Annotated in this window: 20 protein-coding genes and 4 pseudogenes; 21 read left to right on the top strand and 3 right to left on the bottom strand. The window is 39.3% G+C overall.

What is annotated here, in order from left to right; genetic code table 11:
* The first annotated feature begins 331 nt into the window (after window positions 1-331).
* The 17 genes and pseudogenes from AC058W_RS13590 (at window position 332) to AC058W_RS13510 (ending at window position 14297) form a co-directional block, all read left to right on the top strand.
* The gene (locus tag AC058W_RS13590) at window positions 332-1174 is read left to right on the top strand and encodes a hypothetical protein (protein ID WP_118591675.1); all 843 of its coding nucleotides are present in this window, start codon (window positions 332-334) and stop codon (window positions 1172-1174) included.
* Window positions 1175-1306: 132 nt separating this feature from the next.
* Window positions 1307-1696, top strand: coding sequence for a BlaI/MecI/CopY family transcriptional regulator (locus tag AC058W_RS13585; protein WP_026649345.1), 390 nt, complete (start codon window positions 1307-1309; stop codon window positions 1694-1696).
* A 6-nt stretch (window positions 1697-1702) separates the two neighbouring features.
* Entirely contained in the window at window positions 1703-3451 is a 1749-nt protein-coding gene (locus AC058W_RS13580; protein ID WP_118591673.1) for a M56 family metallopeptidase, read from the top strand.
* A gap of 482 nt (window positions 3452-3933) precedes the next feature.
* Window positions 3934-4146 (top strand): sigma factor, encoded by a 213-nt coding sequence (locus AC058W_RS13575; RefSeq protein ID WP_479390198.1) that lies wholly within the window; start codon window positions 3934-3936, stop codon window positions 4144-4146.
* A gap of 105 nt (window positions 4147-4251) precedes the next feature.
* Window positions 4252-4422 (top strand): RNA polymerase sigma factor, encoded by a 171-nt coding sequence (locus tag AC058W_RS13570; RefSeq protein ID WP_479390197.1) that lies wholly within the window; start codon window positions 4252-4254, stop codon window positions 4420-4422.
* Complete coding sequence (locus tag AC058W_RS13565; protein WP_479390196.1) at window positions 4419-4676, top strand: hypothetical protein; 258 nt, start codon at window positions 4419-4421, stop codon at window positions 4674-4676. Before AC058W_RS13570 ends, AC058W_RS13565 begins: the two co-directional genes overlap by 4 nt.
* 92 nt (window positions 4677-4768) lie before the next feature.
* Window positions 4769-5296, top strand: a complete 528-nt coding sequence (locus AC058W_RS13560; RefSeq protein ID WP_479390195.1) for a hypothetical protein — start codon at window positions 4769-4771, stop codon at window positions 5294-5296.
* The gene (locus AC058W_RS13555) at window positions 5271-5765 is read left to right on the top strand and encodes a hypothetical protein (protein WP_479390194.1); all 495 of its coding nucleotides are present in this window, start codon (window positions 5271-5273) and stop codon (window positions 5763-5765) included. The genes AC058W_RS13560 and AC058W_RS13555 overlap by 26 nt, the downstream gene beginning before the upstream one ends.
* A 196-nt stretch (window positions 5766-5961) precedes the next feature.
* Window positions 5962-6312, top strand: a complete 351-nt coding sequence (locus AC058W_RS13550; protein ID WP_479390193.1) for a hypothetical protein — start codon at window positions 5962-5964, stop codon at window positions 6310-6312.
* Between the two features lie 987 nt (window positions 6313-7299).
* On the top strand, window positions 7300-7707 hold the full coding sequence (gene tnpA, locus AC058W_RS13545; protein WP_008707451.1) for an IS200/IS605 family transposase: 408 nt from the start codon (window positions 7300-7302) through the stop codon (window positions 7705-7707).
* The gene (locus AC058W_RS13540; RefSeq protein WP_117675364.1) at window positions 7704-8807 is read left to right on the top strand and encodes an RNA-guided endonuclease TnpB family protein; all 1104 of its coding nucleotides are present in this window, start codon (window positions 7704-7706) and stop codon (window positions 8805-8807) included. Before tnpA ends, AC058W_RS13540 begins: the two co-directional genes overlap by 4 nt.
* A gap of 732 nt (window positions 8808-9539) precedes the next feature.
* The gene (locus AC058W_RS13535; RefSeq protein WP_118591671.1) at window positions 9540-9845 is read left to right on the top strand and encodes a DUF2500 domain-containing protein; all 306 of its coding nucleotides are present in this window, start codon (window positions 9540-9542) and stop codon (window positions 9843-9845) included.
* Between the two features lie 38 nt (window positions 9846-9883).
* Window positions 9884-11375, top strand: a pseudogene (gene galT, locus AC058W_RS13530) (UDP-glucose--hexose-1-phosphate uridylyltransferase).
* Between the two features lie 25 nt (window positions 11376-11400).
* Window positions 11401-11701, top strand: a pseudogene (locus tag AC058W_RS13525) (AAA family ATPase); the annotation flags it as partial.
* A 583-nt stretch (window positions 11702-12284) separates the two neighbouring features.
* Window positions 12285-12551: a DUF6054 family protein gene (locus AC058W_RS13520; RefSeq protein ID WP_479390201.1), complete on the top strand. Its 267-nt coding sequence runs from the start codon at window positions 12285-12287 to the stop codon at window positions 12549-12551.
* 264 nt (window positions 12552-12815) lie between these two features.
* Window positions 12816-12965 carry a hypothetical protein gene (locus AC058W_RS13515; protein WP_479390192.1) on the top strand — a complete coding sequence of 50 codons (150 nt, stop codon included), beginning with the start codon at window positions 12816-12818 and terminating at the stop codon, window positions 12963-12965.
* A 12-nt stretch (window positions 12966-12977) separates the two neighbouring features.
* Entirely contained in the window at window positions 12978-14297 is a 1320-nt protein-coding gene (locus AC058W_RS13510) for a family 20 glycosylhydrolase (protein ID WP_479390191.1), read from the top strand.
* 379 nt (window positions 14298-14676) lie between these two features.
* Here the strand turns inward: AC058W_RS13510 and AC058W_RS13505 are convergent.
* Window positions 14677-15784 (bottom strand): annotated as a pseudogene (locus AC058W_RS13505) (ISNCY family transposase); the annotation flags it as partial.
* A gap of 83 nt (window positions 15785-15867) precedes the next feature.
* Between AC058W_RS13505 and AC058W_RS13500 the strand changes: the two are divergent.
* Window positions 15868-16290, top strand: a pseudogene (locus tag AC058W_RS13500) (glucosamine-6-phosphate deaminase); the annotation flags it as partial.
* 166 nt (window positions 16291-16456) lie between these two features.
* Window positions 16457-17842: an MATE family efflux transporter gene (locus tag AC058W_RS13495; RefSeq protein ID WP_117675354.1), complete on the top strand. Its 1386-nt coding sequence runs from the start codon at window positions 16457-16459 to the stop codon at window positions 17840-17842.
* Between the two features lie 71 nt (window positions 17843-17913).
* On the opposite strand, the gene AC058W_RS13490 is transcribed toward AC058W_RS13495, so the two are convergent.
* On the bottom strand, window positions 17914-19038 hold the full coding sequence (locus AC058W_RS13490) for an acyltransferase family protein (RefSeq protein WP_178760739.1): 1125 nt from the start codon (window positions 19036-19038) through the stop codon (window positions 17914-17916).
* A gap of 430 nt (window positions 19039-19468) precedes the next feature.
* Between AC058W_RS13490 and larE the strand changes: the two genes are divergently transcribed.
* Both larE and AC058W_RS13480 read left to right on the top strand, forming a co-directional pair.
* A complete protein-coding gene (gene larE / locus AC058W_RS13485) occupies window positions 19469-20317 on the top strand; it encodes an ATP-dependent sacrificial sulfur transferase LarE (RefSeq protein WP_118137907.1) in 849 nt (282 codons plus the stop codon).
* Window positions 20314-22101 carry an aminopeptidase P family protein gene (locus AC058W_RS13480; protein ID WP_479390190.1) on the top strand — a complete coding sequence of 596 codons (1788 nt, stop codon included), beginning with the start codon at window positions 20314-20316 and terminating at the stop codon, window positions 22099-22101. Before larE ends, AC058W_RS13480 begins: the two co-directional genes overlap by 4 nt.
* A gap of 77 nt (window positions 22102-22178) precedes the next feature.
* On the opposite strand, the gene AC058W_RS13475 is transcribed toward AC058W_RS13480, so the two are convergent.
* A partial coding sequence (locus AC058W_RS13475; protein ID WP_479390189.1) for an ABC transporter ATP-binding protein occupies window positions 22179-23688 on the bottom strand: 1510 nt, incomplete at its 5' end.

Below are 23688 nucleotides of genomic sequence, written 5' to 3'. Positions count from 1 at the left end.
AGGGACGCATTCGGATGGTAGACAATCATAAACAAGGTATCCGCAGAGTAGAAAATTATTTACACGCCATAGGTATTGGAAAAAACCTATGGCGCTTTTTATACAGGAAATCAAAACTATTCTCACAGAATAGTTTTGGTTTCCTTTTTTGCTGTTACAACTGCAATACAGAATTTAATGTATAAATTAACCCTATATTATTCACGGCATAGCCGTGAATAATATAGGTTAAACTGAGATGATAAAAAAAGAATTGACAATTGTATTCTACAGTTGTAGAATACAATTAACTTCTACAGATGTAGAAAATAAAATTCTAGGAGAATCCACGATGAAGACAAAATTTATGACACTTATGACGGTAGCAACACTTGGGATTTTTTCAGCTGCAACGGTTATGGCAGCAGGAAATAACGATTTCTATACACAGCCGCCGGCTGGATCTGAATGGGAAAAAGCAGATACTGAAGGTACCTATGCAAGCTATACGAACGGAAATGATTATGTAAATATCTATAAATATTCGCTGGAGGATGTCAAAACAGGGATTGCCAAATGCAATGACACATACGATGCCTGCTATCAGACAATTTATTCAGAGGGAAATAGCCTGTATATGGCAGTGGGATATGCAAAAGATGCAGATGACATCAGTGACGTCAGAAAATTTGTAGAATATATTTCTTATCCCGGAAATCCTTCGCTTACCAGACAGGAGAACGAAAACCAGACAGATGATTCTTCTGATGATTCTGATAAGGCAACTACAGATACTGCCAGTCAGAAGTCAGGAGGAGATTCAGATATCCTTACTACCTCCCCAATGACATTAGTTGACAGTGATGGAAATACCATTGAGATTAATTACATTCTTCACAAAGATTATTCTTGTGAATATCGTGGAGATGATGGAATGAACTATACCGATAATGGGGATGAAACTTATACCGACGAAAATGGAAATACCTACTCAGCTCTGAATGATGACACTCATCATCTGGGACATACGTTGGAACAGCATGATCTTCAGGATGCAAACGGTAATACTGTGACGGTTACGGAAACTACAAATGGTGATTATTATTTCCAGGACGAAAATGGTACAGGATTTACGGACAACGGAGACGGGACATGGAGTGATGAAAATGGCAACAGTTATACAGAAATAGACTGATAGTGGTTAGTAGCTGCAGGAATGGCAAGGACATTTGCGAATTGTGCAAAAGCCCTTGCCATTTCCGTGAACCGTGGTAAAATAGAATTATTCCTACATTTGTAGAAAATATGTAACAGGAGGTATGAAAAAGTGAAAAAAACTTACCAGAGACTTCCGGAATCAGAGCTGGATATTATGCTCGTTCTTTGGAATAATACTCCGCCAATGACCAGACCGGAGATTGAGAAAGTGATCAATATGAAGAAAAAGCTTGCATCAACAACAATTTTGTCATTGCTGACCAGATTGGAAAACAAAAATTTCGTGGAAGTGACGAAACAGGGAAAAATGAATCTGTATACACCCTTGGTTTCGCAGTCAGATTATCAGGCACATGAAAGCCAGAGTGTTCTTGAGAAACTTTATGGGAATTCACTAAAAAAGTTTGTAACTTCACTTTATCATGGAAAGAAGATCAGCTCGGAAGAAGTCCAGGATCTCAGTGAATTTCTTAAGAACCTGGAGGACAGGGAGGAATAGCGAATTATGGATGTTCTTGTTCTGCACATTCTGAAACTGAATATTATTGCAGCAGTAGTAATTTTACTGGTAAAAGTGCTTGCGACTCTGTTTAAAGGACGTGTATCAGCGAGATGGAAGTACTTTATCTGGCTGTTGATTACGATAAGCCTTTGTGTTCCGGTGCGCCTTCCGGAGAATCTGGCACTGGTGGATTTCAAAGTACTTAGAAGCAGTCAACAGAATACGCAAAACCCGAAGATAACGGATTACGCAGTCAGACCAGAGGAAAGTCAGAAGATAACAGAAACCGTATCATCTGCGAGCAATGACATGAAAAATCTGACAGAAATCCCGGAACAAAAGAGAACTGTCAGGTACGAATCAGATAAATGGCTGGGAATTGTGGCTGTGATTTTTGTTGCTGTCTGGCTGAGTGTAGCGGTACTTAAACTGACAGGAGAATTGCTGGCATATTATTTTTCTATAAGGAATCTGGAACGGATGAGTCTGCAGGTAAGTGATACGGTGAGTATTCAGATGTACCGTGCAGCATGTCAAAAGAAGCACGTACGCAGAAGACCGGAGCTCAGGCAAAACGCAGGTCTTACCACACCGCTTCTTGCGGGACTTTTTCATACAAAATTGTATCTACCAGCAACCGGGTATTCAGCAGAAGAAAGAAAACTTATCTTTTACCATGAACTTACACATTACTGTCATCGGGATCTCTGGTATAAGATGCTCCTTCGAATCTGTGCATCGATATACTGGTTCAATCCCTTTCTTCTTATCATGCTGAAAGAAGCGGATAAGGATATTGAGAATCTGTGTGATACAGCAGTTGTTCGCAGAGTTAATAAAAAAGAACATAAATTATATCGACAGCTGCTTCTCAGGACAGTGGCCATGGAAAATCAGATTCCATATGTGTCAGCAAGTCTTAATGACAGCGAAATGGTGTTTAAAGATCGGATTCTGTATATGGTGAACATTCGGAAGCTTCGCAGAGGAATTCTTCCGGGAATTCTTGTGACGTTGCTGCTTGCAGGCGGTAATCTGGTATTTAATGTTTCTGCCGGGACAGATACAGTTTCAGTAGAGACGGAGAAGTCTGGTATTGAAAAAAATGCAGATCCAGAGAAAAATAATGTACCGGATTACGCACCGTTTTCTGAAATGGTAACTATGCAGAAAGCTGCTGAAACACAGGACGAAGGAGAAGTGACAGAGACTGCAGATACAGAGGATTCTGTAGACGAAGAGGAAAAAACAGATGCGGAAACAAACGATGAACCTGTCATGGAAAACAGCGGACAGGTAAGTGAAACGACCGATGATGGAATTACCTCTGACAATAACGGGTCTGTTTCATCTTATGAGAGTCTGCCAGCAGGCGTACCATATACCAGTGGATTCAGTACTGCCTCCGGTGTAGCATCAATTGTAGCACCGGGTGGAGGAGATGAAGAATCCAGAGTTCTTTACGATAACGGAGATGGGACCTATTCTGATGATTATGGGAGCCGATACAGTTATCAGGGAGATGGAAACTGGGCAGATGCTAATGGCAATTCATATCGTACCTGGAATGACGAAGATTATTATTCCGGAAACCAACTGGAACAGCATGAACTCCAGGGCAGTAACGGTACCGTTACTGTAAAAGAAACAACAAACGGAGATTATTACTATTGTGACGCAGATGGGGTCGGATACACAGACAATGGTGATGGCACCTGGACGGATGAGAATGGGAACATCTATACAGAATAAACAAAGAAGCAGGACAATGGGGATGCTACCCAATGCCCTGCTCCTTTGTTTTTATTCAAAATGAAGTTTCTTAAATCTTTGAAGCCGCAAAATGCTGCAAGCTCTTTCTTTGATTTTGATGTTGTGCAAAAAACCAAAATCTGTTTGGATACCGTTGATGATTCCGGCTCCTGTCTGTCAGCTAGATTTTCCAATGGGATAAATTTACTGGATTTACGCACAAGGCTGTAACATTCGTTGATTAAGATACGGATTAACCAGGTCCGGGCATAGTTATCGTTTTTTAATGTACCGACGTTGGAAAAAGCCTTCACAATTGTATATGGGTAAGAAGTAAGACAGGTGTATAATGTCAACAGAGGGGAAAGATTTATTTCCTCTATTATTAAAAAAATAAAGTTTATTTGGGGATATTTTGAAAAACTGTACGTCTAATCTATGTAAATGAAAATTGCCGGCCGGCTAAAAAAGGTGGTGTTAAAGTGACCAAAGAAGAATTAGGGACGTTGATTCTCAATTCAGAGAGACAATTGTATTCTACTGCCAAAACAATTTTAATTAACGATCAAGATTGTGCGGATGCTATTCAGGAAACGATTGTTAAGGCATTTTCAAAGATTGGAACTTTGAGAAATGACAAATATGCCAAGACTTGGTTGATTCGTATATTGATCAATGAGTGTTATCTCTTTTGAGAAAGTCGAGTAAACTTGTTTCTTTGGAAGGGATGAGTGAAATGACAGAAATTGAGACAGATCAGAGAACTGACTATAGCGACTTGTACAGAGCCGTAAAGTTCTTTGAAAGAAGAATTACGAATGCCAGTTATTCTGTACTATATTGAGGATTTCAACATAAAAGAGATTGCGCAGATTCTTGAGATAACCGAGGGAGCAGTTCAAAAAAGACTTGCCAGAGCACGGGGAAAGCTTAAGCGTAATTTACAGGAAAGTGAGGAGTTGACAGTATGAGGTTAGAAGATATGAAAAAAGATATTCCTGAAACTCCGGAGTTCATCCACACGATGATCCAAAGCGAAGTGAAAAAACAGCTACAGGACACGAAGGTGGTTAATATTCAGACAAGGAGAGTGAAAAAATGGACAGGTGCCAGAGTGGCTGGCAGCAATAGCCGTATGTGTATTGGCTACATCGACCATAGTCTATGCAGGTACCAAATTATATCATATGTTTTTAGAAAAACAAAGGAGCCTACAGTATCGTAACGGGAATTAAGGCGGATGGCAGCACAGGGAAAATTAATCTTCCTGAAAGAATTCATGATATAGATATCTCAGCAGGATATATTCCAGAAGGAATGGAATGGATTGATGAATTTCATCTGGAATATCCTGAGCATGATCGAACCGGAGGATTCAGCTTTGCATCTGTGCTTTTAGACGAGGATGATTTGAGCAAAGTAATGCAAGATAAGAATGTTGTTGACTGTGAGGAACGAACTTTTGGCAATTATGAAGGTGTATATCTTAAATATAATGACCTGGCAGAGGATGGATTTTTTAATCAAAGGATTTACCTTCTTCGCCCAGATGTATATCGTGTAATTACTGTTTATATCGGTGATGATATTTCAAAAGAGGATGCCATTAAAGTGGTAGAAAACCTTGTAATCACTGAAAATGATACAATGATTGAAACCGCTGGTTTGTATACGTGGAGCGAAATGGTATCCCCTGAAGAATCATCGGGAGAAGCAGTGATGACTTCTATTGCAGATAATAAATTGCTAATGCATCAGATTGGGGAAGTGTTTGATATATCAGCATCTGGTGAAGACAGAGATGGCAACTATATTGAAAATGATAAAATTTTCAGTTTGTGTTGATGCTGTTCAGGTGGAGGACAATCTGCAGCTGCTTGGTCAGAATAATGTGCCGGAAGAATGGACTGATGCAGTTGGAACTGATGGAAATTTAGTAAATAATACGCTGTCTTATATTAAGTCCGGTAATGGCATTGATTCAGTGGATGAGATTGTAAAAACAGAAAGTGTGAAACAAAAGCTCGTCTATGCGACAGTTACTTATACCAATAAGTCAGATGAAGAAATTAACCATATGCTTTATATTGGTACATTGCTGTTGATGGACCATGAAGATGGATCATATCAAATTTACGATCCGACAGAACCGTCCGGAGATGACTACGATCGTGTTATATGGGATGGTGTTGCACGTACAGCTGAAATGACATACAACAGTATATCAGAGGATTATGGAAATGGAGGAAACTATATTTCTTCATTAAAACCTGGTGAAGAGTATACAGGTGAATATGGCATGGATCGTAACTGAGAATGACTTGAATAATATGTATCTGAATTTTAACGGTGATGGAGCTGCATATGAGTTTTCAGATTCAATGTTAAAAACAGGATTGGTGGACATATATCAGTAATGAAAATCTTATTATAGAGAAGAGGCTGTCCGTAGTGGGCAGCTTCTTTTAGATGCAGCGTTCGGTACGGATTGCTTAAAAACATCATTCCAGATGCGATACTCTATCATTAACCTGCCAAACATCAATCTGGGACAGTTGCAGATAATTCTTGCCGCAGCAGGCTTGCTCTCCGTATTAGCAACGGTTAGCTGTACGCTATTCCTGTCTGCGAAGTTTAAAGATACCCTGACGGTTTTACTGATCTCTATTGTGGTTCTTTTCATGCCGCTTTTTGCTTATGTGGCGATGGGAGCAACATGGTTCTCCACCATACTTCCATCTGCCGGAATTGGTATGCAGAACAATTTCCTTTATCAGCTGGCGAATTTCAACTATCTGCATATCGGTGGAATGAAAGCTTCTGGACAGCTCGTATGTTATTTTGATCTCGGCAGGAATTGAATTATTTGTGTTTACATTCTTGGCGATTCATTTCTAGTGCAGACATCCGGTAGCATAAAAGAAGTTCAAAATAGAATGAATTGATTATCTGCCGCATGACGGCAAAAGAAAAAAAGCCATCGTATAGCAGCCTATCAACACGCCCATTTGAAACGGCGGCTTTGATTTTCAGAGCCAGCGTTTCTTTGTGGCAACACAAACCTATGATGAATTTTCCGGAAATATTGTAGTTAATAGCATTGTTTATGCGTTGAAAATATCTGAAAAATTGATGATAGTAGAAATATAATATTGAAATTAAAAATAATATAAAAAATTGTTTTACTATAGAGGAATATATAGTATAATACAACCATAAGAAGTGATAAAAAATAACAAGTTGACCTAGCCAAACATAAGAAAGTTCTTACTTTTTTGTTTGGCTTTTTTTATTTGATGGTCATGCTAAGAGTGATTTTGGTGATTCTCAAGGATTTTGGACTCTTAGGGTGCTGCTTCCTGTTTTGGCAATGGGAATTTGTATTCTAAAAGCTATCAAAAACAAATGAGAAGAAATAAATTGGAATTTGGAAAGGGGGGCACTGCCATGCTGAGAAAGTTGAATTGTTTTTTAAACATCGTTATCGGTTCATTCATAGGAGTTTTCATTGGGTTCGGAATTTATAAATTTTGGCATTTTAAAACCTATCCAAATCTATATGTCATGCAATCTGCACCGTGGTACACAGATGTTACTGTCCGACGGCGCCTTGGTGGCTGTTGTGGTGGTCGTATGTATTATCCTAAAACTGATTATTTGGAGAAAGTTATAAATTTCTATTTACCTGATTTACGAACAGTTTAACATAATATATAGCAAGAATTCTTCTTCCTCTATAGGTGGGAGATGAATTGCAAAAAAACAGAAAAGAACACTTGTTCCGCAGCGCGATTCATGGTATAATAGAATCAGTCGATAAGGTAAAAGATCAAAAAAGGACTGTTTTTATGGAAAAAATAGATCACAATGCACATTCAGTATATTTGATGTATTATCATCTGATCATGGTGGTAAAATATCGAAGAAAAGTTATCAATGACCCAATTTCAGAAAGAGCAAAAGAAATATGGGAATATATTGCACCCCGATATGGAATTGTTTTGGAGGAATGGAATCATGATATTGACCATGTGCATGTAATGTTTCGTGCACAGCCTAAAACGGAACTCAGTAAATTTATCAATGCATATAAAAGTGCCAGCAGCAGGCTGCTGAAAAAAGAGTATCCGGAAATCCGGGAAAAACTTTGGAAAGAAGCATTCTGGAGTCAGAGTTTCTGCCTTTTGACGGCAGGAGGCGCACCAGTTGAAGTAATCCGTCAATACATCGAAACCCAGGGAGAGAAAAAGCATTGAACATAGCATATCGTTTCCGGATCTATCCGACAGAAGAACAGAAGATACTTCTGGGAAAAACATTTGGTTGCTGCCGTTTTCTGTATAACCAGATGCTTAATGACAAGATCCGGGAGTATAAAAAGACGAAAAAACTGTTAAAAAATACACCAGCCATGTATAAAAAGGAGTATTCATTTCTGAAAGAAGTAGATTCGCTGGCACTGGCAAATGTTCAGCTTCATCTGGAGAAAGCATATAAGAATTTTTTCCGTGATCCCAAGGTTGGATTTCCACGTTTCAAGTCAAAACATCACTCCAAAAACAGCTACACAACAAATGTAGTCAACGGAAATATTCTGGTAGAAGATAAGCGGATCCGGCTTCCCAAATTAAAATGGATTTCCATGAAAAAACACAGGGAGCCTGCAGAAAACTGCTGTCTGAAATCAGTGACAGTCAGTATGGAGCCGTCCGGAAAGTATTTTGCAAGTCTGCTGTATGAAGGATACAGCTGCGAAAACCAAGCAGCAGATGAAGATTACAGCAATGCCAAAATACTGGGGATTGATTATGCGATGCAGGGGATGGCAGTGTTTTCAGAAGAGATTGAGCTTGAAAAAGCAGGATTTTTCAGAAGAAATGAAAAAAGGCTGGCAAGGGAGCAGCGTAAACTGTCAAGATGTGTAAAAGAAAGCCGCAATTATGTGCGGCAGAAAAAGAAAGTTGCCAGGTGCCATGAAAAAATACGAAACCAGAGAAAGGATTATCTGCATAAACTGAGCCGCAGGATCACAGACCAGTACGATATAGTCGCGGTAGAAGATATTGATATGAAAGCAATGGGCCAGTGCCTGCACTTTGGGAAAAGTGTACAGGATAATGGATACGGGATGTTCCGGAATATGCTGGATTATAAACTTACCTGGAAGGGAAAGAAATTAGTAAAGATAGACCGCTTTTTCCCTTCAAGCAAAAAATGCAGTAAATGCGGAAAGATAAAAAGAGAGCTGGGATTATCCGAAAGAGTATACCGCTGCACGTGTGGAAATGAGATGGACAGAGATCGAAATGCAGCGATCAATATCCGTGAAGAGGCAAGAAGGATGCTGGCAGTATAAACTGTCCGTATCCGGACAATAAGTAAGAAAATGCGCCCGTGTCCGGGCAAAAGAATCGCGGGGCACGCGAGGATAGCTTGTAGATACTTGGCTCAGTAGAGTCATTGAGCAAGAAGCCCCCACTTCAAAATCTGGGATTTAAGTGGTGGGAGCATGTCACTAACAAATTTACATAGTATTTTATCCAAATGGTTAATGAGCTATTTTTATACCACAAAAAGAGAAACGAAATGTCACATAAATTAAAAGCTGAAGGGAAAACGGCCTATCCGTTTTCAGCATTGGCGGATCCGTCTGCTAATAAGTGGTTTACAAATCAAAAAACGTGGTAAGAGTATTTTCATAATTCTGTTCAATTTTGTCTATGTTTTCGAGAATCCTGTTCATGTACAAATGCAACTAAATTAGAGTATAATAAGGGAAACCATTGAAACTGGGTTTCCGTATTGGACATTCCTGTGATGGCAGGAGTGTCCTTTACATATAGCGGTAAATTTTGAAGTAGTTTGCATAGAAGTTCATGAGGTAGTTGACGTATGCTTTAAATCTTTTCATTTCGTTTTCCTCCTTTCTTTATCTTACAAGCACATTATAATATCTGAAGACGTATATTACTTGCCAAATGGGAAGAAAAAATAGACAAAACTTGCAGGAGATTAATTGGAATGTACTAATCAGAGCATCACAGACATTTGCATGGATGCAGGATTTGAGGTTTAAAGGAGAAATAGGATGGCATTTATAATCTGTATAGCAGCACTCATAATCATGATGTTTGTATTTACCAAAATGTTGTTAGGTTTCAGCAATAACAGCAGTGCGGCAGTTGAATCTGTTGATGCGACTGTAGTTGAAAAGAAGCAAGGAATCTATACCCATATGCAGTCTGAAGCACATGTACCTTGGTTTCGCGTTGTATTTGAGATGACAGATGGAAGTTTGATGGAATTTCAAATGCAACAGGGAGATTTTCGTGAATTGGAAAAAGGCGATCAAGGTATGCTGACTTATCAGGGAAATCGGTATATATGTTACTAAAAATATAAATTTAAAAGTGAAGCACAGGAGGAAGAAAAATGTTAAGTGAAAGCATTGCAAAACTGGTACAGTATGGGATTACAACAGGTCTGACGCCAGAATGTGAAAGAAATTACACAACAAATCTTCTGCTGGACGTTTTTTATGAGGATGACTATGAGAAACCGGACAACATTGAGGAACCTGTTAATCTTGAAGCAACATTGGGCGAATTGCTGGATGAAGCCGTAAAAAGAGGAGCTGATCGAAGACAGTATTGTATACCGGGATCTATTTGATACCAGATTAATGAACTGTCTGATGCCGCGTCCGGGCCAGGTGCAAAAAGAGTTCTGGGATAAATATAAAGAAAGCCCAAAGGAAGCAACCGATTATTTTTATAAACTGAGTCAGGACAGCAATTATATCCGCAGATATCGCGTAGAGAAGGATCAAAAGTGGAAGGTAGACAGTCCATACGGTGAGATTGATATTACCATCAATTTGTCCAAACCGGAAAAAGATCCAAAAGCAATTGCCGCGGCAAGGAATGTAAAATCCGGAAGCTATCCGAAATGTCTTCTTTGCCCGGAAAATGAAGGATATGCGGGACGTGTTAATCATCCGGCAAGGCAGAATCACAGGATTATTCCGATCACAATCAATGATACTCCTTGGGGATTCCAGTATTCTCCGTATGTATATTACAATGAGCATTGTATTGTATTTAATTGCCAGCATACTCCAATGAAAATCGAGAGAAATGCATTCATTAAACTGTTTGATTTTGTAAAACTGTTTCCGCATTATTTCCTTGGATCTAATGCAGATCTGCCGATCGTAGGCGGCTCGATCTTAAGCCATGATCATTTCCAGGGTGGACATTATACATTTGCAATGGCAAAAGCACCAATTGAGCAGCACGTGGTACTTCCGGGATTTGAAGATGTAGAGGCTGGAATTGTAAAATGGCCGTTATCTGTGCTTCGTATTCGCCATAAAGATTCCAACCGTTTGGTAGATCTGGCAACACATGTGTTGGAAGTATGGAGAGGCTATACCGATGAAGAAGCATTTATTTATGCTGAGACCAATGGAGAACCACATAATACAATTACACCAATTGCACGTAAAGTAGGTGATACCTACGAACTGGATCTGACATTAAGGAACAACATCACAACAGAAGAACATCCGCTGGGAGTGTACCATCCGCATGCAGAATATCATCATATTAAGAAAGAAAATATCGGTCTGATCGAAGTTATGGGACTTGCAGTTCTTCCGGCCAGATTAAAAGGTGAGATGGAACTTTTGGAAGAGTATATTCTCGAAGGCAAAGATATTTCTTCAAATGAACAGATTGAAAAACATGCAGAGTGGGTTAAGAAGTTTCTTCCGAAATATCCGGAAATCACAAAAGAAAACATTCATGGCATTCTTCAGAAAGAGATTGGAATCGTATTTACCCATGTTCTGGAAGATGCAGGAGTATACAAATGTACGAGCGAGGGAAGAGAAGCATTCATGCGTTTTCTTGAAACATTATAAAAATTGAAATAAAAGGATTCTTTGTACACATTCAGAGTTGTGTGATGCGATAAGAATTTCCAAAGGCTATCGGAAGGAAAAGAGAGGGTATTTTCTTAGGGCTGAAAGTTTTTATAATGTTGCAACGAAGGAAGAAGAATATGCAGATCTCGCACATCCTTTCGCTAAATATCATGAAAAATCACATGGGGGGAGAAGTTTTCTCGCATTGGCGCAGCAACAATCTGCGTCCAAATGGTTTGTATCTTTTTGACGAGCCGGAAGCTGCATTATCCCCACAGAGACAGTTTACATTGTTGATGCAAATATATAGTTGTGCAAATGAAGAAAAAATATGGAATAATGTGAGTAACAAACTGTTAAGGAATTTTGAGGAGAGCAACGATATGGATTATATTAGAGATAGGAAAAGAACTTTTTCGTTTAGCTTGCACGATAGTCGGATAGTACAGATTGAAATTGATGAAAATAGATTATCTTTAAAGATGGATCGAATATCTCAATATGTTGAGAGTGAAGAAAAATGGTATCCAGGAATAATTGAATTCACAAAGATTGATAAAGAGGAGTGCGATATTATGGTGTTTAACACTCCATATGGGTTCGAGGGCGTGAAATCCTTTTCTGGAAAAGAAATGTCGTTTGAGGAATTTAAAAAGCAATACCCTAATGCAGAGTTTGAAATCGTTGCAGAGGGATATTGTGGATACGACACAACTTTTCAGGGGTATATATGGCAAGAAGGAAGTGATCCTCTTTTTGGTAATCATGAGAATATGGAATATGGGTGATATGATATATCGAATTTAAGTTTAAACAGCTGAGAAAAGGAAGGTTTGTGTATGGCAAAAATAGAAAAAGAAGCATAAATGAAGATTTCGATCAGTTACTTTCAAATATCGAAACGGAATATTAAATAGCAGTATATCAGCAACTTTAGAAGATGCCAGTGATTTTCAAAGTGGGACTGCGCGTTGCAGTGTTCGTATTTTTGAACGTTACAGCTATGCTGGAGGAAACAGAGTGAGTCTCAATATTACACTTTTTCAAAACGGTGAAGATCCTGTTCAACTTTCTGCAATTACGGCAGGAGGAAGCCAGGCTGTGTTTTTCAAAATTAATACATTAGGAGAGGAGGCATTTCTTGATAAGTTGATTGAGCTGCTGGATGTGTAACTTTCTTTTGAAGATAATAAATGCACTGGATTGATTGCAGTATTTTATGGAATCGATATAAATATCAGCAGCCCATCACAGCAGTATATAAGCAGTAAATCTTGAAAAAGGTTTGCTGCTTTTTTTGCGCTCATTCCCCTGTGAGCTTATTTGCTTAAGGGGGAATCTGATCCATATACTTCCAGCATAGACTTGTAATTACCTGGGTCTGTTTGGATAACGTGTTGCTGAGAAGAGTAAAATTTTAAGGAGAAAGGAATATTAATGAACATTATTTTTACATCCGATAAAGAAACATATAAAAATATCAGGCAGGGGACAGAAATATTACTCAGTGAAAGTGACATTTTTACTGAAAATATAGAATTGTCTGTAGAATTTCAGGACAGACCGGAAATGGCGGTAGAAGAATGAAACCAGATCCATGTGATCTGCCGTGAAGCAGCTCATTATTACCGTGCATTAAACTATGTGTTACATCATATGGAAGATAAAACATTCCAGTATCAGGAGCATATTTATTTTGAAAGAAACGGTCTGATGTTGGATTGTTCCAGAAATGCTGTGTTTACAGTTGAAAAAGTGAAATTCCTGATTCGAATACTGGCAAAGCTGGGAATGAACGTGCTTATGCTTTATACAGAAGATACTTACGAAGTAAAGAGTGAACCTTATTTTGGAGCCTATCGTGGAAAATATACCAGAGATGAGATAAAGGAAATTGATACATATGCTGCTATGTTTGGAATAGAACTGGTTCCATGTATTCAAACACTGGCTCATTTGCATAATGCCCTTAAATGGCCGGAAATGAGTAAAATCCGTGATTCCGCTGATATTCTTCAGCCGGATAAGGAAGAAACCTATCAGTTTATTGAAAAACTTCTGATTTCAGTGAAAGAGAATTTTTCTACAAGCAGGGTACATCTTGGAATGGATGAAGCGGTTATGCTGGGTCTGGGAAATTCCCTGAGAGAAAATGGATATAAAGAGGGATCTCTGCTGATCAGGGAACATTGTGAAAGAGTCATGGATATTTGTAAGGCACTGGGGTTAAAACCGATGATATGGAGTGATATGTATATTACTGCAAATACGCGTGGGGGTTATTATGATGTGCCGGAAAATGCTGACTGCTCTCAATGGGAAAAACCGGACAGGAATTTAGGACTGGTATACTGGGATTATTATCATGATGATATCAGGGATTATGAGAAAATGCTGGGTCTCTTTGATTATCATGTAAAGGCATCAAGTACAGATATTAAGGCATATTATCAGGAAATATACAACTGTTTGTCTGAAGATTGTACGAAATCAGCGAAATATGGACTTGTGTTTTCTTTCTACGAAAAGCTGGCAGCTGTACTGTCTGGTAAAGCTGATCTGGGAGTACATATCAAAGATGCCTATGACAGGGAAGAGAAAGAGATACTAAAAGAAATCAGTCAGAATGAAATCCCTGATATCATCTGCAATCTGGAAGAGATGAAACGGATCAGAGAGGAAATCTGGATGACAGATGCAAAGCCATTTGGTTATGAGCTACTTGATGTGAAATTAGGTGGAGTGATCACCAGACTTAAAAGCACAGGACGCCGGATTGATAATTACCTGAATGGAAAGGTTTCCAGGTTGGAAGAACTGGAAGAGACCAGACTTCCATATTTTACTGATGAAATGGATAAGCGTGAAAACCGTTGGGATCGGATTATCAGCGGATGTGATTTAAATGATACAATCTGAACAATATAAATTAGTAACTTCACCTATGCGATGAATCACGATTGGAACGAAAAAACATCCATAAATCAATATTATTCGTTCTATTTTCAGTAACACACTTCGCAATGTGAAAAATAAGTTGCTGAACAGTCATTGCCTATATTATAATGAAGCCATAGCACCTTTTTAAATAATACATTTGAGACAGTTCAACTTTTACGTTCTGTTGAGCCGAATCAATATATATTTAGGTAATTGCGAAACTCGCGGTGCTCGTTCGCAACCTTGAACCAAAACAAGGAAGAATTCGCTCAGAGCACGACTTCTGGAATGAAAAATGGATAATCGGACATTTTAGGCGCACTTTAATAAGCTATGGACTTTATGAAAGTGGTAAGTCCTAAGCTATGAGTGGTTTTATGCTTCGAATATATTCGTGGTGGTTGATCTTATCTGTGAGAACAACAGTAATAAGTTGTGTGATCCCGGCAAGAATCAGATCAGCATGCAGAGTCTTCTCATTTTGGGTTCGGCGTCCTGCAATACAGAGATTGTCTTTGATGTGGTTGATATCTCTTTCGACAACAGTCCTGATTTTATAGGTATCATCCCATTTTTCGGTGCCGCGGATCGTTCCGGGATAAGAACGAAGATCCTTTTCCGGGTAGATGTAGACCATCCGCCCACATTTAGAAGAAGTACAAGGGTTGTCACAGAAACAATGACGATGGGATTTTTGAGTTGATTTATCATAAATCCATTTCATTCTTGGACAGACAAATTTATATCTTGTTACTCCACTGCGAAGTTTGGAAGCGTCCTGCGTACTTCATTTGTAAAGAAGGATCATGGGGACAACACGGAATACCATCTTCATTGATGGAATAATCCAGATTTTCAAGTCCGGATCTTGCATTCAGCGGAATATAAGCTTTCGAGAAATGTTTGTCATTACCAAAAGTGTTACCGGTAAGAAGGCTCTTATAGAGCTGTGCGGTATCGAAAGCAGCATCACCCAGGAAGGTTTTTGGATTCAGTCGAAGGATGCTTTGGAAAAGAAAGTCCTTGGCAAGTGTCGGGATTAAAAGCTTTGAATCATCAACACATTTATCTTCGTCAGGGGAATCGGGTTTCTTTTCAACAACGATATCAGGATGTGAAGCCATAAAGTTTTTGTTATAAAAAGATATGTGGCGGATGATGCCCAATCCGTTAGTGACAATGCCGAACTTGAAGACATAGCAAAAATGCCCATTGATATAGAGCTGCTTAATCTCAGGATTAGCAGAAGCATGAGAAGGCATGGAACCATAGGCAGCTTTATAAGGATCATAGGATTTATCAAAGCCCTGAGCTTTCGCGTATGCCTTAAGCTGTTTGATGATCCTGTTAGCATACTTGGGATTATTTTCGGTAACAAATGCTTCTATGCCGGAAGAATCAAAGATGGTCATATCCGCTTTTGCAGAGTCAATCGCCTGACAGATAGGCTCGGTAACATCAACAACGGTGGCTACGGCGATTGACGACAACGCCGCAGATGAAAAATCAGACAAATCAATATAGCAGTTACTTAATATTCGCTGTACTAGTACTGGGCTTAGCAACTGGTTCTACACCAGTGGGTATGTATCAACAGTTGATTGAGTGGCATAAAAAAGGGAATTTTGATTTTTCAAAAATTGCTACTGTAAATCTGGATGAATATAAAGGTTTGTCTCCAGACAATGATCAGAGTTACCGATATTATATGGATCAAAATTTATTGAACCATATAAATATTGAAAAATCCCATGCATATGTTCCAGACGGAATGGATGCAGACAGTGAGCATGCCTGTAAAGAATATGACAAGATAATTTCCATGGTAGGTGGGATTGATTTGTAGCTTCTTGGAATTGGAGGAAATGATCATATTGGATTCAATGAACCTGGAGTAGCATTTTAAAAAGAAACTCATTGTGTAAATCTTACAGAAAGTACTATCAAGGCAAATGCCCGTTTTTTTAAGAGCATGTTTCCTCTATAGCACTGATACGTTATGATCAGCGTGCACAGGGAATAACGGCACAGAATCAGATAGAAAAATGGGTGGATACACATTTTGACGATGCCAGGATGAAACATATTTACCCGAAAGCGAAATCAACACATTAACGAAAAGGAAATTAGGAAATCATATGGAAACAAAATCAGACAGTCGTCTTGGAACGGAAAAGATATTAAAATTGATGCTGCAGCTGGCATTGCCATCTGTATTAGCGCAGATAGTAAATGTTTTATATAATATTATCGACAGAATATATATAGGAAGGATTCCGGGAGTCGGAGCAGCAGCACTGACCGGAGTGGGAGTTACCTTTCCTGTCATTACGATCGTATCTGCATTTGCAGGATTTGCCAATGGAGGAGGAGCACCATTGGCAGCTATTGCTATGGGACAAAGAGACAATAAACGTGCAGAAAAAATTCTTGGGAATTCTACTTTTTTGCTATTAGTATTTTCAGGCGGGCTCATGGCAGTATTTCTGGGATTAAAAAAGCCATTGCTTTATATGTTTGGCGCCAGTGATTATACTATAGAATATGCGGCTTCGTATATAACAGTATATCTTCTGGGAACAGTTTTTGTGGAGCTTGCGGTAGGACTTAATACGTTTATCAGCTGTCAGGGATATGCAAGAACGGCTATGATTTCAGTATTAATCGGTGCAATAGTTAACATTATTCTGGATCCTGTTTTCATTTTTGTTCTGGATATGGGAGTTGTAGGAGCTGCGACAGCAACTGTGATTTCGCAGGCATTAAGTGCGGTCTGGGTGCTGCGTTTCCTGATTTCAGCGAAATCGCAGATCCATCTCCGAATTTCTGATTTGAAGCCAGACGTGAAAATCCTTGGCTCAATACTGGCATTGGGAGTATCTCCGTTTATTATGGCTGCTACGGAGAGTGCGATAACTATTGTAATGAATCATGGATTACAGACGTATGGCGGAGACTTGTATGTTGGATCTATGACAATTTTACAGAGTGTTCTACAGCTGATTTTTGTACCAATCAATGGATTCACAAATGGAGTACAGCCGATTATCAGTTATAATTTTGGCGCAGGACAGTTTGAACGTGTCAAAAAAGCAATAAAAAATATGCTTATTATCACATTTTTGTTTTCTTTTGCATATGTGATGTTTGCAATGATCTGTCCGGGTGTTTTTGCAGGAATGTTTACGAATGATGCGGATTTGATAGATCTGGTAAAGAGAGTTCTGCCGATATATATTATGGGAATGTCTATTTTCGGACTTCAGAGTGGAATACAGAGCTCTTTCCTTGGCCTGGGACAGGCGAAAATTTCTCTGTGTATTGCAATACTTAGAAAAGTAGTGCTGTTAATTCCTTTTGCTGTTATTCTGCCGCATTTCTTTGGTGTTATGGGTGTGTATTATGCAGAGCCAATTGCAGATATCATTTCTGTAGTTACTGCCTGTACGTTATTTTTGTTAAATATCAGAAAAATACTGTCACTGGATACGCTGGCAAAGGTCACACATACAGATGAAAAATAAAGGAATAATAAAATGTCCCTGCGTTACTTACGATGGTAACACAGGGACATTTTGTGTGATGGATAAAGTTTTTATTTACATATTTTCTGAACCAAAAGACAGGTAAAACTATTGTAATGAATGATTTTCTTTAGTTGTTCAATACAGATGGACAAAACCAGTGAAATTGAAAGTAAAACCATTACGATTAACAGAGGGTATTTAAAGCTATAGGTAAAATCATAAAACCATACTTTGCGAATGTAATTGTGTATAATAAAAATATTAGCCGAATATGTTCCAAGGAATATAAGAAGCTGTCGCAAACCAGGAATTATAACTATAAATTCACAGCAAAAAGAAGCAAAAACAACTGGAATTACTGCATCCCAAAATGGATAGAGTATATCCATTAATGGACCCTGTCGTAGAACCATAAGAACAAATAGTAGTAAAAATTCTATGAAAAATTTTACAAGATGGTTCCATTTTTGTGATTTTATGATATCCCAATTCATAATTTTAACAATGGTATTGTTGTAAGCACATGAAACTCCAACTGCAATACATAAAAGATAACGCCAGAAATTATGATTTGGAATAGAAACTGTAAAATTGATGACTGCGATCAGCCCAAGAAAAGGAACAGTCCCTATCTTCCTGATAAGTAAGTAAAAACATGGTACCAGCAGAATGATCACAATTGCCAGACTGTAATACCAATAAGTACCTAAAAAAGTAGGTGTGTGTAAAAGCTGTGCAAGTCCCAGCATATCTAAAATAAAATATGCGATACATACAGGAAATGAAGTTCCATAAATTTCTGCAAAGCGCCCTGGATCATAAAACAAAGCAAAAACGTCTACGAGCAGAAAAACCAAAATAAAACTGGCCAGAAGGCGGATCAGGCGGGAAAGTAATATATTTCTGAGGTCTTTCTGAGTTTGCTCTGCAGAATCAAAATGACAGGAACTTTTTATTTTCCAGGTAATTCCATAGGCACTGATAAATGCAAAAATACATACACAAATCTTGAAAAAGAGAGCAACATAATTCCATATGTTTTCTGGAATGATAAACGTAACGGCCTGACCCTTATAGCGCGCCGGACCTAAAAAACAGTGGTGACAGATCAGCATGACGATGGCAATTCCCTTAAGACAGAGAGATTCCTGACTGCCAAATGCATGAACTGATGAGGTAGTTGATTTTTTCATGATATACTCCAATATATTTTTTATGATATAAAATTTCCAGAGTGTGTTTGAAAAAGGGATGTGAACAGTAATGATGCCAGTGCCCATTTCGTGCCTGATAATAAAAAATCTTTGGCAAACTTATGATAAATCTTGCAAAATGGTATTTCAAACACACATGAATGTATTATATAATATATCTATTTCGTTAGCAATATTGGAATTTCAATATTGTGTATTGGGGCTCCGGTTATCGGGTACGGAGTGAACAGTAACGGGTTCCGTTCTCAGTAACAAATTTAGCACTTGACATTATACCCTACTTTAATGATATGATTAATCGAATTAGAATTTTACAAAGAAAAAAGACGGTTATGAGTAAATTGCGAAAGTAGCTTATAAATATCCGTTTGATAGTAACGAAGAGGAAAACAAGCAGGAGGTTTACACCATGGAAAATAAACTGGAACATTTAAAAGAATATCTGAAAGAACTCGGAAGCGTAGCGGTTGCTTTTTCAAGCGGCGTGGATTCTACTTTTCTGTTAAAGGTAGCGCATGATGTACTTGGGGACAAAGTAATCGCCATTACAGCCCAGTCATGTTCTTTCCCGAAAAGAGAACTGAATGAGGCAAAGGCATTCTGTGAGAAAGAGGGTATCAAACATGTGATCTGCCAGTCTGAGGAACTGGAGATTGAGGGATTTTCAAAGAATCCTCCGAACAGATGTTATTTATGTAAAAAAGAACTGTTTGAGAAGATTGGCGATATTGCGAAAAAAAATGGGATTGAATATATTGCAGAGGGATCAAATATGGATGATAACGGCGATTACAGACCAGGTCTGATTGCCGTAAAAGAGCTGGGAGTTAAGAGTCCGCTACGTGAGGCGAAACTGACAAAGGCAGAGATTAGAGAATATTCCAAAGAAATGGGGCTTCCGACCTGGGATAAACAGTCATTTGCCTGTCTGTCCTCCAGGTTTGTGTACGGTGAGACTATCAGTGAGGAAAAGCTTGGAATGGTTGAGAAAGCAGAGCAGCTTTTGCTTGACTATGGATTCCATCAGGTACGTGTCCGTATTCACGGTTTACTTGCAAGAATTGAGATTATGCCGGAGGAATTTCCGAAACTTCTGGAAAAAAATGTCCGAGAGGATATTGCAAAGAAATTTAAGGAGTATGGATTTACTTATGTGACCATGGATATTCTGGGATATCGTATGGGAAGTATGAACGAAACACTTGGCGAAAATGATAAAACGACTGCAGATAGCAGCCTTAAGGGTAAAAACGAATGACAGTAAAAGAGAGAATAGCAGCACTTCGTGCACGCATGAAAGAGACAGGAATTGATGCATATCTGATTCCTACAGATGATTTTCATGGTTCAGAATATGTAGGTGAATATTTCAAATGCAGAAAATATATCACAGGATTTACCGGTTCTGCAGGTACTGCGTTGATTATGCAGGATATGGCAGGGTTATGGACGGATGGACGTTATTTTATTCAGGCTGCAAATCAGCTGAAGGGAACAGGAATTACTTTATTTAAAATGGGTGAGCCGGAAGTTCCGACAGTTCATGAATTCCTGAAAAAAAATCTGACACAGGGAATGTGTCTGGGATTTGACGGACGTACTGTCAGTGCAAAAGAGGCAGCAGAATTAGAGAAAATGCTGGATGAAAACGGTGTGTCTCTCAGTGTTGATCATGATCTGGCAGGCGATATATGGGAAAACCGCCCGGTACTTTCCTGTGAACCGGTTACAGAGCTGGATATAAAATGGGCAGGAGAATCCAGAGCTGATAAATGCGCAAGAATTCGCAAAGCAATGGAGAAAAAGGGTGCAGATTTATTTGTACTGACCTCTTTGGATGATATTGCCTGGCTGTTAAATATACGTGGGGGAGATATCCACTGCTGTCCGGTGGTTCTTTCTTATCTGGTAATGACAAAAACAGAGATCAGACTTTTTGCAAATGAGAAAGCCTTTCAGACAGACGTACTGGAAGCACTGGAAAAAGATGGTGTGACTCTTTTTCCCTATGACAATATCTATGAGTATGTGAAAACATTTAAAAAGGACGAAAAAGTTCTTCTCTGCAAAAAGAAAGTCAACAGTCGTCTGGTTAGTAATATTCCGGCAGACACCCGGATTCTGGATGAAGAAAATCTTACACTTCTTCCCAAGGCGACTAAGAATCCTGTTGAGGTGGAAAATGAACGCATTGCGCATATCAGAGACGGAGCTGCAGTTACAAAGTTCATATATTGGTTAAAGAAAAATGTTGGAAGGATTCCGATCACAGAATTAAGTGCAGCAGAAAAGCTGTATGAATTCCGTTCGGAACAGGAGGATTTCGTAGATAACAGTTTTGATCCGATTATTGCCTATGGAAAGCATGCTGCCATTGTACATTATTTTGCAACACCCGAAACAGATATTCCTCTGGAACCAACCGGTTTTCTTCTGGCAGATACAGGAGGACATTATAAAGAGGGAACTACTGATATTACCCGTACTATTGTCATGGGACCCACTTCTGAGGAAGAGAAAAAGTACTTCACAGCAGTTTTGCGGGGAACTCTGAATCTGGGAGCTGCCAGATTTCTTCATGGCTGTACCGGCGTAAATCTGGATATTCTGGCGAGACAGCCACTGTGGGAAATGGGAGAGGATTTTAAGCATGGAACCGGTCATGGAGTAGGGTATCTTCTGAATGTCCATGAAGGACCCAATAGTTTCCGATGGAAAACTGTTCCGGGTGGAAATGCAGTGCTGGAGGAGGGAATGATCACCTCCGATGAGCCGGGATATTACAGAGAGGATGGATTTGGAATCCGTCATGAAAATCTGATGGTCTGCAAAAAAGCTGAAAAAACAGAGTATGGTCAGTTTATGTGCTTTGAATTTCTGACCATGGTACCTTTTGATCTGGATGGAGTGGTGCCGGAACTGATGAGTGTCCGGGAACGTAACCTTCTCAATGATTACCATGCACAGGTATATGAGAAGATTTCTCCATATCTGGATGAAGAAGAGAGAGAATGGCTGAAAGATGCCACAAGAGCAATCTGATAAAAATTAAGTAAAAATATTTGATAAAATCAAAAAGAGGAACGGCTGTGATGGACAGTAGTTCCTCTTTTTTGGGGTTATTCAGAGACTTTAGCAAACTGGCTGTTATACAGAGTGTGATAAAAGCCGCCTTTTGCGATCAGTTCATCATGAGTACCCTGCTCAATAATGCTGCCGTCTTTCATAACAAGGATCAGGTCTGCGTTTCGGATCGTAGAGAGGCGGTGAGCTACGATAAAGCTTGTTCTTCCATCCATCATTCGTTCAAACGCTTCCTGGATCTGTAATTCTGTTCTGGTATCAATACTTGAAGTAGCTTCATCCAGGATCAGCATCGGAGGCAGACAGAGCATAACTCTTGTGATACACAGCAGCTGTTTCTGCCCCTGGCTTAAGCTGTCTTCATTGAGCATGGTGTCCAGTCCTTTGGGAAGTCTTTGGATAAATTCCCAGCTGTGGGTAAGCTTGGCTGCTTCGATGATTTCGGTATCTGTAGCTTCCGGTTTGCCGATCGAGATATTGTCGCGGACAGTTCCGTTCTTGATCCATGTTTCCTGCAGAACCATACCATAGCTGCTTCTCAGAGAATGGCGGGTAATGTCTCTGATCTGTTTGCCGTCTACGGAAATGGATCCGGCATTTACATCATAGAATCTCATCAGAAGATTGATAAAGGTTGATTTACCGCACCCGGTAGGTCCTACGATGGCAATGCGCATACCTGGTTTTACATGAAGGTTGAAGTTCTCAATCAGTTTCTTTGATTCATCATAATGGAAGCATACATTCTTAATATCTACTTCACCCTTCACATCTTTCAGCGTCTCAGAAGCCTCTGTAACTTCTGGTTCCTCCTCCAGCAGATCAAAGATTCTGCCTGCACAGGCAAGAGCATTCTGAAGTTCTGTAACAACGGAACTGATGTCATTGAATGGCTTCATATACTGATTGGCATAGGAGAGGAGTACGGAAAGACCTCCGACTGTCAGTCTGCCTCCCGGGATAATGAACGCACCCACCAGTGCAACACAGGCATAAATAATATTATTGACAAAACGGGTGGAAGGGTTTGTCAGGCTGCTGTAAAAAACAGCCTTCAGACTGCATTCCTGTAATTCTTCGTTAATCTTTGCAAAGCGTTCAGAAGATTTTTCCTCATATCCAAAGGCCTGAACTACCTTCTGGTTTCCAATCATTTCTTCAATGAGAGCAGTCTGGCGTCCTCTGGCGTCACTCTGTTTCCGGAACATCTGGAAGGTATGGGAAGAAATAAATTTGGCCACCAAAAAGCTTACGGGGGTCAAGACAATGACCATCAATGTAATCCAGAAGTTTTTGGAGAACATGAAGATCAGTGTTCCGATGATCGTTACGATTCCGGAAAAAAGCTGGGTAAATCCAAGCAACATACCATCAGACAGAATATCTGTATCTGCGATAATACGGCTGATGATATCACCGGTACTGTGTCCGTCAAGGTAAGAGAGGGGAAGTACCTGGATGTGTCGGATGGCTTTGGCACGGATATCCTTAACTGTCTGGTAGGTCATGCGGTTATTGATCACATTCATAAGCCATGTGGCAGCA

The sequence above is a fragment of the Blautia sp. CGZ-1-C1 genome, from assembly GCF_056504575.1.
Note: the sequence above shows the minus strand (reverse complement) of the source record. Positions and strands in the feature narration are given on the sequence as shown.

What these genes read in the sequence shown, in the direction of transcription:
- AC058W_RS13550 (WP_479390193.1), top strand. Translation starts at nt 5,962, where the DNA reads ATGCGATACTCTATCATTAACCTGCCAAACATCAATCTGGGACAGTTG.
- AC058W_RS13555 (WP_479390194.1), top strand. Translation starts at nt 5,271, where the DNA reads ATGATAAAATTTTCAGTTTGTGTTGATGCTGTTCAGGTGGAGGACAAT.
- AC058W_RS13480 (WP_479390190.1), top strand. Translation starts at nt 20,314, where the DNA reads ATGACAGTAAAAGAGAGAATAGCAGCACTTCGTGCACGCATGAAAGAG.
- AC058W_RS13560 (WP_479390195.1), top strand. Translation starts at nt 4,769, where the DNA reads ATGGAATGGATTGATGAATTTCATCTGGAATATCCTGAGCATGATCGA.
- AC058W_RS13495 (WP_117675354.1), top strand. Translation starts at nt 16,457, where the DNA reads ATGGAAACAAAATCAGACAGTCGTCTTGGAACGGAAAAGATATTAAAA.
- AC058W_RS13490 (WP_178760739.1), bottom strand. Translation starts at nt 19,038, where the DNA reads ATGAAAAAATCAACTACCTCATCAGTTCATGCATTTGGCAGTCAGGAA.
- AC058W_RS13565 (WP_479390196.1), top strand. Translation starts at nt 4,419, where the DNA reads ATGAGGTTAGAAGATATGAAAAAAGATATTCCTGAAACTCCGGAGTTC.
- AC058W_RS13535 (WP_118591671.1), top strand. Translation starts at nt 9,540, where the DNA reads ATGGCATTTATAATCTGTATAGCAGCACTCATAATCATGATGTTTGTA.
- AC058W_RS13515 (WP_479390192.1), top strand. Translation starts at nt 12,816, where the DNA reads ATGAACATTATTTTTACATCCGATAAAGAAACATATAAAAATATCAGG.
- tnpA (WP_008707451.1), top strand. Translation starts at nt 7,300, where the DNA reads ATGGAAAAAATAGATCACAATGCACATTCAGTATATTTGATGTATTAT.
- AC058W_RS13590 (WP_118591675.1), top strand. Translation starts at nt 332, where the DNA reads ATGAAGACAAAATTTATGACACTTATGACGGTAGCAACACTTGGGATT.
- larE (WP_118137907.1), top strand. Translation starts at nt 19,469, where the DNA reads ATGGAAAATAAACTGGAACATTTAAAAGAATATCTGAAAGAACTCGGA.
- AC058W_RS13580 (WP_118591673.1), top strand. Translation starts at nt 1,703, where the DNA reads ATGGATGTTCTTGTTCTGCACATTCTGAAACTGAATATTATTGCAGCA.